Origin of the sequence: Providencia vermicola, from assembly GCF_020381325.1 — a bacterium.
In the GTDB taxonomy this organism is placed as follows: Bacteria; Pseudomonadota; Gammaproteobacteria; order Enterobacterales; family Enterobacteriaceae; genus Providencia; species Providencia vermicola.
Window position 1 is genome coordinate 177,712 of record NZ_JAGSPI010000004.1, and the last position, 12,341, is coordinate 190,052.

At 41.1% G+C, this 12,341-nt stretch carries 14 protein-coding genes; 9 read left to right on the top strand and 5 right to left on the bottom strand.

Translation table 11 applies throughout. The annotated features are described in order from the left end of the window. Nucleotides 1–51 precede the first annotated feature (51 nt). The 4 genes from uhpC to KDJ85_RS07480 all read right to left on the bottom strand — a co-directional run bounded on the left by uhpC (nucleotide 52) and on the right by KDJ85_RS07480 (nucleotide 3,852). Entirely contained in the window at nucleotides 52–1,377 is a 1,326-nt protein-coding gene (gene uhpC / locus KDJ85_RS07465; protein WP_225819113.1) for an MFS transporter family glucose-6-phosphate receptor UhpC, read from the bottom strand. A 183-nt stretch (nucleotides 1,378–1,560) separates the two neighbouring features. After that, nucleotides 1,561–2,190 (bottom strand): Rossmann-fold NAD(P)-binding domain-containing protein, encoded by a 630-nt coding sequence (locus tag KDJ85_RS07470; protein WP_225819114.1) that lies wholly within the window; start codon nucleotides 2,188–2,190, stop codon nucleotides 1,561–1,563. Nucleotides 2,191–2,275: 85 nt separating this feature from the next. Continuing rightward, nucleotides 2,276–3,532, bottom strand: coding sequence for a type II toxin-antitoxin system HipA family toxin (locus KDJ85_RS07475; protein ID WP_225819115.1), 1,257 nt, complete (start codon nucleotides 3,530–3,532; stop codon nucleotides 2,276–2,278). Next, nucleotides 3,529–3,852 (bottom strand): helix-turn-helix domain-containing protein, encoded by a 324-nt coding sequence (locus KDJ85_RS07480; RefSeq protein WP_225819116.1) that lies wholly within the window; start codon nucleotides 3,850–3,852, stop codon nucleotides 3,529–3,531. The genes KDJ85_RS07475 and KDJ85_RS07480 overlap by 4 nt, the downstream gene beginning before the upstream one ends. Before the next feature lie 313 nt (nucleotides 3,853–4,165). On the opposite strand from KDJ85_RS07480, the gene hemP reads away from it, so the two are divergent. The 9 genes from hemP (at nucleotide 4,166) to KDJ85_RS07525 (ending at nucleotide 11,423) form a co-directional block, all read left to right on the top strand. Beyond that, nucleotides 4,166–4,339, top strand: coding sequence for a hemin uptake protein HemP (gene hemP, locus KDJ85_RS07485; protein ID WP_225819117.1), 174 nt, complete (start codon nucleotides 4,166–4,168; stop codon nucleotides 4,337–4,339). 85 nt (nucleotides 4,340–4,424) lie between these two features. Next, a complete protein-coding gene (locus KDJ85_RS07490) occupies nucleotides 4,425–4,640 on the top strand; it encodes a hypothetical protein (protein WP_225819118.1) in 216 nt (71 codons plus the stop codon). Nucleotides 4,641–4,699: 59 nt separating this feature from the next. Next, complete coding sequence (locus tag KDJ85_RS07495) at nucleotides 4,700–6,700, top strand: TonB-dependent hemoglobin/transferrin/lactoferrin family receptor (protein ID WP_225819119.1); 2,001 nt, start codon at nucleotides 4,700–4,702, stop codon at nucleotides 6,698–6,700. 25 nt (nucleotides 6,701–6,725) lie between these two features. Further along, the gene (locus KDJ85_RS07500) at nucleotides 6,726–7,775 is read left to right on the top strand and encodes a hemin-degrading factor (protein WP_225819120.1); all 1,050 of its coding nucleotides are present in this window, start codon (nucleotides 6,726–6,728) and stop codon (nucleotides 7,773–7,775) included. An 18-nt stretch (nucleotides 7,776–7,793) separates the two neighbouring features. Then, nucleotides 7,794–8,615: a heme/hemin ABC transporter substrate-binding protein gene (locus KDJ85_RS07505; RefSeq protein WP_225819121.1), complete on the top strand. Its 822-nt coding sequence runs from the start codon at nucleotides 7,794–7,796 to the stop codon at nucleotides 8,613–8,615. Then, the gene (locus tag KDJ85_RS07510) at nucleotides 8,612–9,613 is read left to right on the top strand and encodes a FecCD family ABC transporter permease (protein WP_225819122.1); all 1,002 of its coding nucleotides are present in this window, start codon (nucleotides 8,612–8,614) and stop codon (nucleotides 9,611–9,613) included. Before KDJ85_RS07505 ends, KDJ85_RS07510 begins: the two co-directional genes overlap by 4 nt. A 3-nt stretch (nucleotides 9,614–9,616) precedes the next feature. Next, the gene (locus tag KDJ85_RS07515; RefSeq protein ID WP_225819123.1) at nucleotides 9,617–10,405 is read left to right on the top strand and encodes a heme ABC transporter ATP-binding protein; all 789 of its coding nucleotides are present in this window, start codon (nucleotides 9,617–9,619) and stop codon (nucleotides 10,403–10,405) included. 274 nt (nucleotides 10,406–10,679) lie between these two features. Then, entirely contained in the window at nucleotides 10,680–10,892 is a 213-nt protein-coding gene (locus KDJ85_RS07520) for a HEAT repeat domain-containing protein (RefSeq protein ID WP_225819124.1), read from the top strand. Between the two features lie 312 nt (nucleotides 10,893–11,204). Continuing rightward, nucleotides 11,205–11,423, top strand: coding sequence for a HEAT repeat domain-containing protein (locus KDJ85_RS07525; protein WP_206082618.1), 219 nt, complete (start codon nucleotides 11,205–11,207; stop codon nucleotides 11,421–11,423). Between the two features lie 82 nt (nucleotides 11,424–11,505). Here KDJ85_RS07525 and fghA read toward each other — a convergent pair whose 3' ends face one another. Then, on the bottom strand, nucleotides 11,506–12,339 hold the full coding sequence (gene fghA, locus KDJ85_RS07530; RefSeq protein WP_225819125.1) for an S-formylglutathione hydrolase: 834 nt from the start codon (nucleotides 12,337–12,339) through the stop codon (nucleotides 11,506–11,508). Between the last annotated feature and the right edge of the window lie 2 nt (nucleotides 12,340–12,341).

The following is a 12,341-nucleotide window of genomic DNA, read 5'->3' on the forward strand; positions in this document are numbered from 1 at the left end:
ACTTTACCGAAAAAAGCCCACTATTGTGGGCTTTTCAATATGTTAAACATATTAATCTTCTAGGATCACTTTCTTTTTAGTCATTACCATTGCAATGATCAGCAATAAAATTAAGAAAATAGATAAAGTTAATAATAAAGAATAGAAACCGTTCCACTGGTATTTTTCAATCACAATAGACAATGGATAACCTGCAATTGACGCACCAATATAGGCAAATAAGCTCACGAAACCTGTCGATGCACCCGCAGCATTTTTATGGGAGTTTTCAGCGGCAGCCATAGCAATTAAGAACTGTGGGCCAAAGATAAAGAAACCCGTCATAAAAAATAAGAACGAAAAGACATATTCATTATCAACAGGTACAATCCATAAACAGAATGATGTGACAATAATACCCAATGCGTAAATTACGTTCATTTGCGCACGGTTACCTTTAAAGATTAAATCAGAGCCCCATCCTGCAACGATTGCACCGAAGAAACCGCCAATCTCAAACATCATGACAACAGCATTAGCCGAAAGCAAATTAAAACCATGCTCTTCGATTAAATATAAGTTTGCCCAGTCATTAATACCTGTTCTGACGATATAAATAACCGCATAGGAAATCGCGAGAACCCAAAGGACTTTATTTTTGAAGATATATTCGTTCAGAATTTTACCTAACGGTAAACCAGCCCCTTTAGCTTCATACTTTAATTCCTCAAGGTCATTACGCCACTCACCCACAGTGGGTAACCCCATAGTACGAGGTCTATCACGCAAAAGAATACATAACCCAATACCAATCACAATGGCAATGATACCTGGAATGATCATCCCATAGCGCCAACCTAACGCGAGTGCAACTCCCCCTGATAAGATGGGAATTATCGCCCCACCAATATTATGGGAAGTATTCCAAATCGCCCACCAAAGACCACGCTCATTACGCGAATACCACGTATTGAGGATTTTGGCACAAGGCGGCCACCCCCAACCTTGGAAGAACGCATTCACCATCCATAAGAAAATAAACATGGATATTGAAGAGGTTAAACCAAATAGAATATTCACAACACCCGTTGCGATTAAACCAATTCCCATAAAATAGCGAGGGTTCGACCTATCACCAATAATACCAGAAAGGAATTTAGATGCGCCATAAGTTAGGTAGAACGCGGTGCCTACCATACCGATGTCAGCCTTAGTGATCCCTAAGTCAGTGAGCATCTCTGGCATCACGAAGTTAAAGCTTTTGCGTGTGAAATAAAAAACTGCGTAGCCAATGTAGCTTACAATCATTAAATGTAATCGCCAGTATTTGTATTTAGCGTCGATTTCAGATTTCGACATTGTTACTGGTATATCTGGTTGTTCCTTAAATATTGACATATTTAACCCCGTCTAAAAGTACAAGCAGGCAAAAATATGACAATAAATAAGTAGCAACAATAAGTGAATACACTTAAATATTACATTTTTGTTACACTTTTGTTTCAAAGTGTTATATCCATCAAATAATGCATTTTTTCTTATTTTATCTATAACACTAAAATAAAAATACTCAGCAAATTGTTATGCAAGTTGTTTCGACGAAATAATTCTCACCCCTTTTTCTGAATGAATGACTGAATTTAGCAAAGCGCCAGCAATATTTTTTGCAGGGCTAATTTGGCAACTCGCAGGTAATATACGGGATAAACAAGAAATAATGCGAATAACAATAACCTCACCAAGACGCTCTTGATTACGATGACCACTAATGACATTAGGACGCACTAATGTCAATGACTCAAAATTCAAGGCGATTAAGCTTTGTTCAAGCTCCCCCTTTATTCGGCTGTAGAAGAATGGTGAGTTTGCATTAGCACCTAATGCAGAGGTTAGCGCATAAGTTGGACAACCCCATTTTTTGGCAAGTTTTGCGCACGCTAAGGGGTAAGTGTAATCAACTTGGCGAAACGCAGATTTTGAACCCGCCACTTTCATTGTTGACCCTAAAGTGCAAATCACCGCATCCACTTCCCACATCATCGCATCATCGGGTAGCTGTTCAAAATTAACAATCGGTGCGAATAATTTGGGGTGCTCAGGTAATGCATGGCGTACAGGGGCAACAATTTGGCTAATTCGAGAGTCTGCAAGCGCTTGCTCTAACACATGACTACCCACTAACCCTGTTGCACCTATTAGTAATATTTTCATGGATAATCCTCATAAATTAGAAATAAGACCAATAATGCAGACTCAAAAAATATCCGTATCAATACACTGAATATAGAAAGTTATTTTAACCAATCCGAAAATCATCACTTAACTGAGCCCAGTGCCTAATTAATTGTTCTTTCTGTTTTTGGAACATAGGCAACTCCTTTAGCATCAAGGGCCAATACGCTCTAGCATGTTGCATAACATCTAATAAATGTGGCTTGATGACAAGCCAAGGAACACCAACTTTTTGTGCCCACTGTTCAAAATGCGCCAACGTAATCTCATTCCATTGTTTTGTACCAACAAATTTTAATGCAAGTTTATCGTTCTCAATGTAAGGACTCGTGAAAACCACATCATATAATGGTGATAGGCAAGGGGATATTTTATCTCGGTAGATTAGTGACCAATTTTTTAAATGGGCATCTCCATTACCTAATAAAATATTAATTAACAATCTCCTCGCCATTTGTTGGATATCTTTATATTTTTCTGAACTTGAATAATAAAGCGTGCTTCCTAAAATTTCATAATTTGCTTTTTGATACTTATCAGTGGGGTATAAACCAAATATTTGAGCAAAATCCTCCGTATGAATTCGGCCTTCTGAGCTACGATCAAACCGTTTAATCCCATAAGCATACTCCTCATCAGCCAACTTTATATCTGGAAGATCCTCAAGATCTGCTAACTTAATTAACCGTATTTCGGGGATGGCTGCCCCTGCACTTTCAGCTAATCTCATGCAGGTATATTCATTGACTGGAACACCCTGATGCAATGTGGAAGGCGTTTTAACAATCCACATATCCTCTGAAACTTCTTGATTAATATAGTAGCGTCCATCTAAATAAGAAGACGAAAATTTTATTTGAACGCCCGCTAATGAAAATTTGCTATCTGAATGTTTAACATCAATTTGTTGTGGTTCAGTCGAAGTTCGATATTGCAAAGCCCAATCAGGCACTTTTCCAGCACGAATTGGTTCTACATATAATGCCCCAGATAAATTACGTCCTAAATATGCCAAGAGCGCAAATTCATTGTCTATCTGACATTTAATCATTTTTGCAGTATGTTCCCTTAAAGCCCCTTCAGGTAACAAATTGGATAAAATAGGAGGGAGCTTTATTCGACTCATTAATGGGCTATCAAGATAATCTGTGTCCATTAACTGCCGCAATGTGAATACTGGACGCTCTAGCACTGACATACTCACAAAGTCAGGATGAAAAACGAGTATATTCCTTCCCCCAGCATAATGAACAACAATGGCAACCTCTAAACCATGTAACTGGATCCTGAGTCCTTCAACATTTTCAGTTTGTTTACTCATTTCGTCCTCGTGATATTTGTCCAAAAATCTAAGTCATCACTCTGTGAGGTTTGTAAATCTTCCTGGTCATCTGGCAGGTGTGTTTTTTCAGCATTAAATTGTAATGATGTTTTATTCGAATCTTTCTGTACAATTGAAATCGCTAAATCTAACCCTTCAAGCACACGAAGAAATGTTGATAATTTAATGTCGTTACCTGCTTCAACACGTTGGTATTGTTGCTGCTTCATACCAATACGCATGTACATATCTTTTTGCTCAAGACCTAAATTTTTGCGTTGTTTAATCAATGTACTCGCTATTTTTTTTATCTCGTCCATACCCACCTCAAATTACAACTTAAGTGATGTTTGCTACTCAATAATACAACTTTAGCATTGTAAAATATCAAAATACAACTTAAATATTGTACAAAACAAAAAAACAACCCACAGATTGTTTAAATCAAGAATTACAACAAATGAGTTGTATTATAACTTTAATACAATAATTAAGTTGTTTTTACTTCAAAATTTGCAGCTTGTAGCTCTTTTGTTGTTTGATTGTGAAAATCACTTGATATTGGCCATAATTATAAAGATAATCATTCTCAATATCATTTCTGTTATCAGTATAGTTAGCATGGTAAATAATATGACAGCGCCAGTTGCAGAAAATATCGCCGAAACGGCCAAGCAAACAATCAAAACTGACGTCGTAGAGAGCCAACAGCTCTTGGGGCCGACAGGAAAGGTTTCCATACAGCACAATGGCGAGCTTTACCAGTTAAGGCAAACACGTACAGGTAAATTGATTTTAACGAAGTAACGTTCCAACAAAAATTTTATCCGCAAGCCACCTAGGTCACTCATCCAGGCAGCCAGCTTAATCTAAAACATAGGAATCGGTTTCTATGGAGTTTAAACTGTCGTCTGTATTTGTTGATTTTTTATCTAAAAAGCAAACAAAAAGGTCATACTCCGACCGCGTAAAATTCGCAATCATCACTCGCACACTTTGCGATATTCCTGCGCATCTTACATTCGAAGCTCCCCATGTAATGCCAATTTCCTATCCTCCTGATGGGCAATCCGCCTGTCTATATGCATTTTCACCATTACATAAATAGCCTTTTATTTTCGCTAGTTAGCCTAGTAAAAAATGAAATTTTTACGGAGTATCACCATTATGTCTCATGTTTTACGGATATCCGTGTTGACCAGTGCGATCCTAAGTGTCATCGCCAGCGCTCATGCACAAGCGGCTGAACCCTCAACGACTAAAAAAAGCAATGACGTCATGACTGTTTATGCAACAGGGACTGAACGTGATAGCTTTGATGCGCCAATGATGGTGAGCGTGATTAAAAATAATTCACCTGAAACCCAAACAGCAAGCACAGTTAATGACATACTACGCAAAGTGCCCGGTATTAACGTGGCAGGGACTGGCCGTTCAAATGGGCAAGATGTCTCTATGCGTGGCTTTGACCGCCAAGGGATCTTGACGCTAGTAGATGGTGTTCGCCAAGGCACCGACACAGGCCATGTGAATGGCACATTTATTGACCCTGCTCTGATTAAACAAGTTGAAATCATTCGAGGTCCATCCGCCCTACTTTATGGTAGCGGTGCAATGGGGGGAGTCATCGCATGGGAAACGGTTGATGCTAAAGACCTACTACGTGATGGGCAAAACCACGGTTTTCGCGTATTTACCCAAGCCGCGACAGGTGACCATAGCTTTGGTTTTGGTGGCACAACGTTCGGGCGTACCGATAACCTTGATGGTGTTTTTAGCTTTGTAACAAAAGAAGTGGGTGATATTCGCATCAGTAATGGCGATGACATGGATAATAAAGAAACTATTGCCAACCTGCTAGCCAAAGGCACATGGCAAATTGATGATGCACAGAAGCTTGCAGGTCAGGTTCGTTACTATAATAACGATGCCCATGAACCTAAAAATCCACAGGTATTGAATGTCGCTAAGGATAACCTACAAGTTAACCGTACCACACGCCAACGTGATGCACAGGCAACTTACCAGCTCAACCCTGCCTCTCAAGATTGGTTAAACCTAAAAGTGACCCCTTACTATTCAGAGGTCAATATTACAGCAAAAGGGATTGGAACGCCTTATGAAGGTCGCACACAAAAAACCTACGGCTTAAAAGCAGATAACCGTTCTAACGTTTATGATTTACCGCTGGCGGCTCATAACCTCACCTATGGCAGCGAAGCTTATAAGCAAAAGCAAACCCCTTACGCAAACACAACCCAATTCCCTGATGCGGATATCACCTTTGCTTCTGGCTTCTTACAAGACGAAATAGCCCTAAAAGACTTACCCGTGTCATTTATTGTGGGTACACGTTATGACCACTATAAAGCAAAAGCAAAAGGCAATGAGGACGTTAAAGCAGATAAATGGTCATCGAAAGGCGCAGTAAGTATTACGCCAACAGATTGGTCCATGCTATTTGCATCCTACTCTGAAGCCTTCCGCGCGCCGACAATGATGGAAATGTATAACGATGCAATTCATTTCCCTATGGGTCCCAACAAATATAACAGGTGGCGACCAAACCCAAACTTAAAACCAGAAACAGCTCAAACTACTGAATATGGGATGGGATTACGTTTTGATGATTTATTGATGGAAAGGGATAACCTGCAATTTAAAGCAAGCTATTTTGATACAAAAGCCAAGGATTATATCAATACAAGCGTTAACTTTGCTGAAGGTTATACCACCTCTGTTAATGATAAACGCGCCAAAATTTGGGGTGTAGATGCATCACTGGATTATACAACAGACTATTTCACGTGGAACTTAGCCTACAACCGTACAACAGGCAAGAACGAATATGACGGCAAATCAATTACGTCAATCAAGCCAGAGTCATTAACCAGTAACCTGTCAATTCCTGTTGCTAATAGCGGTTTCTCTGTGGGCTGGTTAGGGGAATTTACCCGCCACACCGACTTTAATAAGGCCTCTAAAGCTAAGCAACAAGCTGGCTATGCCGTCCATGATTTCTACGTTAGCTACCAAGGCGACGGCGAACTCAAAGGTTTAGGCACAAGCGTGGTGTTAGGCAATGCCTTCGACAAAGAATATTACTCATCACAAGGCATTCCTCAAGATGGACGTAATGCCAAGCTACTGGTCAGCTTCCAGTGGTAATTTATACAATATTAAGGAGATAGACGTGAATTCAACCATTTTCGAGCGTTACCAACAAGCCAAAGCAGATAACAAAGCCAAATACGCTCGTGATCTTGCCGCTTACCTGAATATTTCTGAAGCACAGCTACTGCACAGCCGTGTGGGTCATGATAAAGCCGCGCGTTTAGAGGTTGATGCGCCAACCTTGTTGACTGAATTAGCGGCAGTTGGGCAAGTCAAAGCCATTACCCGCAATGAATATGTGGTGCATGAACAAGTGGGTCGTTATGACAATGCAACATTCAGCCCTCATGGTGGTTTGATTTTAAACCCTCGCGCGCTTGATTTGCGCATGTTTTTTTCCCATTGGGATGCGATTTTTGCACTGACAGAAGACACCAAACACGGTGAACGCCACAGTATCCAGTTCTTTGATAAACAAGGTGATGCGCTGCATAAAGTCTACACCACAGATGAAACTGACATGACGGCATGGCAAGCACTGATTGAAAAATACACCACCCAAAATAACCGTGAATTAGCCCATGTACCCGCGACGTCATTCACTAACCAACCTGTTAGTGATGAACTAAAACAGCAATTGGAACAAGAGTGGCGCAACATGACCGATGTGCACCAATTTTTTGTGTTATTGAAAAAGAATAATTTAAGCCGCCAGCAAGTTTTCGCCGCTGTGAGTGATGATTTAGCCTGGAAAGTGCCGAACGATTCCTTCAATCAGCTGATTAACACTGCGTTCAAGGAGCAGAACGAAATCATGATTTTTGTGGGCAACCGCGGATGTGTGCAAATTTTCACTGGTGAAATCAAAAAAATCATGCCATATCAGAGTGAAGGTTCAGATTTGAAATGGCTTAACATTTTCAATCCTGATTTTACCTTACACATGATTGAAAACGGCATTCATGAGTGCTGGGTGACACGCAAACCAACGCAAGATGGCTTTGTGACTAGCCTTGAAGTTTTCGATATTGAAGGGAATCAAATCGCACAAATGTACGGTCAACGCACTGAAGGTACGCCAGAGCAAGAACAATGGCGCCAGCAAGTCACTGCGTTACCACGCATTTAAAATTTAGGTAAATTTATTATGAAACAATGGCTTCTAACCTTATCGGTCCTGTTTGTCTCATTTAGTTCTTATGCTACCCAGCGCATTGTCACCCTCGGTGGTGATGTGACAGAAATAGTTTATGAACTCGGCGCTCAAGACCAACTTGTGGCTCGTGATAGCACCAGCCTGCACCCAGAGCAAGCGACTAAGCTTCCTGATGTGGGTTACATGCGAATGCTTAATGCAGAAGGCGTGCTTTCAATGCGCCCAACATTGGTTCTTGCCAGTGAATTAGCAAAACCGTCCATGGCGTTAACGCAAATAGAAAAAAGCGGCGTTAAAATTATCAAAGTCACGGGAAAGCCGAGTTTAGAAGCCATTCCAGAAAAAATCACGACCATTGCAGCTGCGGTTAATAAACCTGAGCAAGGCAAGCAATTGGTGGATAAATTTAATCAATCGCTTAGCCAAGTCAACACCGCGCCGATTGATAAAAAAGTGTTATTTATCATGAGCCACGGTGGCGTACTTCCCCTTGCTGCGGGGAAAAAAACCGCGGTTGATAGCATGATAACCGCAATTGGCGCAAAAAATGCAATGGCCAATTTTGATAGCTATCGCCCGCTTTCCTCGGAAGGTTTATTGTCTAGCCAACCAGACTTAATTGTTTTCACTGAAGAAGGCATTAAATCATTAGGTGGCGTCGATCGCGTGTGGAACTTGCCCGGTATCGCCATGACCCCCGCGGGGAAAAATAAAGCACTCGCCGTCGTTGATGATGTGGGCATGCTAACATTCAGTTTAGGCACGCCAAAAGTTATGCAGCAGCTACGAGAGGCATTAGAGAAGTCCCAATGATCCGTTTTAAGCGCCCTTTTTTCGTTATTCTTATTTTATTGTTCGTACTTTGTGGCTTGACGTTTATTGCATCCAACGCAGGGCCAATAAATTTTTCGTTCAATACTCTGTGGCAGGCTTCTGCCACCGATCCTGACTGGCAAATTTGGCTAAATATTCGTTTGCCACGCGTCTTGATAGCCATTTTAGTGGGGCTAGCACTGGCTGTGTCTGGTGCCATTATGCAGGGGCTTTTTCGTAATCCACTCGCTGACCCCAGTTTACTGGGCATTAGTAGTGGTGCAGCATTAGCCGTTGCCGCTTTTATCGTTTTATCATTTTCATTACCAGCAGTAATGCAAAACTATGGCCATATCGCAGCAGCTTTTATTGGTAGCTTAGTTGTCTCCTTAATTATTTTTAGCTTAAATCGTTCATCCAACGGTAATTTAGCGCGTCTACTCCTGGCGGGTATCGCAATAAATGCACTGTGTATGTCATTTATCGGCGTGCTGAGTTATATCAGTAATGACCAACAACTCAGAACCTTTAGTCTCTGGATGATGGGCACACTGGGAAATGTGGATTGGATGTCTCTAGCCATTGCCGCTACGGTCATTTTACCTGTCACCGCGGTTTGTTTGTGGCAAGGCAATAAACTGAATATCCTCCAATTAGGGGATGAAGATGCACACTATCTAGGTTTGAATGTTGAACGGGCTAAATTTGTATTGCTATTTCTCAGTGCCTTATTAGTCGGATGTGCGGTGGCGATGAGTGGCGTAATTGGCTTTGTTGGTCTAGTGGTTCCACACTTAATCCGCATGACATTAGGCCCCGATCATCGTTGGTTAATACCAGGGTCAGCCATTGTGGGCGCTGCCCTGTTATTAATCGCCGACACCATTGCCCGTACAGCAGTCGCCCCTGCTGAAATCCCTGTGGGTCTGCTCACTGGGTTGATTGGTGGGCCATACTTTTTATGGCTTATTTTACGCCAGCCTGCGGGGAGAATTTAAGCGATGCAAGAGAAATCTATTTTATTAGAGGCACAAAATCTCATTTATCAAATAGATGATAAGGTATTGATTAACAATGTTAGTCTCTCGATTAAACAACATGAAATGGTGGTTATTATTGGCCCTAATGGGGCAGGGAAATCCAGTCTACTAAAACTGTTAACGGGCTATAATTCCCCCACACAAGGTACCTGCTTGTTAGAGGGGCGCTCTTTAAATGAGTGGCAAGGTAATGAGTTAGCACGTAAACGAGCAGTAATGAAGCAACATAGTCATTTGCAATTTGCTTTCACTGTTGAGGACGTTGTGGCCATGGGACGTACCCCTTATGGTTCGGAACACAAGCAAGTTGCTATTGAAGAAGCATTATCCCTGACCCATTGCCAAGTGTTGCGCCACCGTGATTATCGGCAGCTTTCTGGCGGTGAACAACAACGAGTTCAGTTAGCACGTGTGTTAGCGCAATTATGGCAACCTACACAGCAAAGCGCTTGTCTATTTTTAGATGAACCCACGTCAGCTCTGGATTTATACCACCAGCAACATAGCTTGCGCTTACTTCACCAGCTCACCCGTGAACGTCCAATTGGCGTATGCTGCGTACTTCATGATTTAAACCTAACTGCATTATATGCCGATCGCGTTTTTTTAATTCACGAAGGAAAATTAGCCGCTAGCGGTACCCCTGCAGACGTGTTAACAGCAGAAAATCTCACTCGCTGGTACCAAGCAGACTTAGGGGTAAGCAAACACCCTGAGAATGATACACCTCATGTCTATTTGCGCCATTAATGATTGAATCGCACTATGACCAATAAGGGCACGCCAAAGGCGAACCCTTATTGGTCGCTATACATTTCTTTATTTATTTGTTTTCCTTGATGATTCATTTTATAACCATCTTGTTATGCTTAAGTTTAATCAAAAAACCAATTATTCATTTACCCCTCTAAAAAGGTGTGAAATTAATACAATCTATTGATAGTCATTTGAAATTTGAAGATAAATATTAAGAATTTTCCCCTAGAATACGCCTAAACATGTAAATGGACGAATAAGGGAGAAAATGGAAAACAATATTATCCAAACATTGATTGAATTAACGCATCGTGGCAATGATGATGTGAAAATTGCCGCAATTTCTGCGTTAGGAGATTACCGAGCGACAGTCGAACAACAAACCGCTATTCATCGTCTTCTTGAATTATGCAAAGATCCTAACAAAGATGTCGCCGTCTCCGCTATAAAAGCATTAAGTAAATTATCTGACCACTTTTGACCTAAAAACCGCCATCTTCAATTGAGTTAATTCGTTAACAAACCCACTGATATTTTCGCTCGTTTTTTACCCTACCACCACACTTTTTCTTACTAAATCAAAAACTCAGGTAGGTACACTCTCTGCCGTTCTGTCATTTTTATTATCAAAACCAATAAATTACATCTCATCTCATTTCATCCTCTTTTTTTTATATTTTTAAATAAATAATTTTGATAATATCAGTATCATTGAACTTAAATGCTGATATATATTAAATATCAGTACATTTAACTACTTTAATATTTATAACATGATCTCGTAGGATGGATAATGGATACACAAGTCATCAACACACTGCTCGATTTAACCAATAGAAAAAATGACGATGTCAAAATAGCGGCAATTTCAGCACTTGGTGATTGTAAGTTGCCAATCAATCAAATGAATACCATGAGCCGGTTGCTCGAACTTTGTAATGACCCGAATCGTGATGTGGCTATCAGCGCGATTAAAGCTGTGAGTAAGCTTTTAAATCATGATAATGAATAAGATAAATCACTTATTCACGATTGTGATAACTAGAATAAAATAGAAGGGTAAAATTAATGATAATCCTACCCTTCTCTATTTATTACGCCTGCTTTAAATGGCGTGCGTGAAAAGCAATATGTTCACCAATAAAGCTGCTAATAAAATAGTAGCTATGGTCATAGCCATCACGTAAATGCAGTGCGCAATCAAACTGTTTTTGCTCACTTATTTTTGCGAGTAACTCAGGCTTTAATTGCTCATGATAAAAGGGATCTGCAGTGCCTACATCCACTAACATTGGTGGCGTTTTTTCGGCTTTGCCCAGTAACTCAAGCGTGTCATACTGTCGCCATTGTGCTGTATTGTCCCCCAAATACGCGGTAAAGGCTTTTTGCCCCCATGGTACTTGTGTCGGCGCAATAATCGGCGCAAAAGCAGATAAGCTGCAATAACGCTCAGTATTACGCAAACCAATCATTAACGCCCCGTGCCCCCCCATAGAATGCCCTGAAATTGCCCGTTTATCCGTCACGGGTAAATAACTTTCCACTAAAGCGGGTAACTCTGAAACGATATAATCATACATTTGATAATGACGTTTCCACGGCTCTTGTGATGCATTGACGTAAAAACCAGCCCCTTGTCCCAGGTCATAGGCTGCATCATCTGCTACGCCTTCGCCCCTTGGGCTGGTATCTGGTGCAATCAGCACCACGCCCTGTTCTGCCGCAAATTGTTGCGCCGCTGCTTTCGTGATGAAGTTTTGCTCGTTACATGTCAGCCCTGACAACCAATAAATCACAGGGCAAGGCTGCGTTTGTGCCTGTGGTGGCAAATAAGCTGCAAATTTCATTTCACAACCTAGCACCGTTGATTGATGTTGATAAACATCCTGCCAGCCACCAAAGCAAGCGTGGCGCTCAATTCTCTCCATCA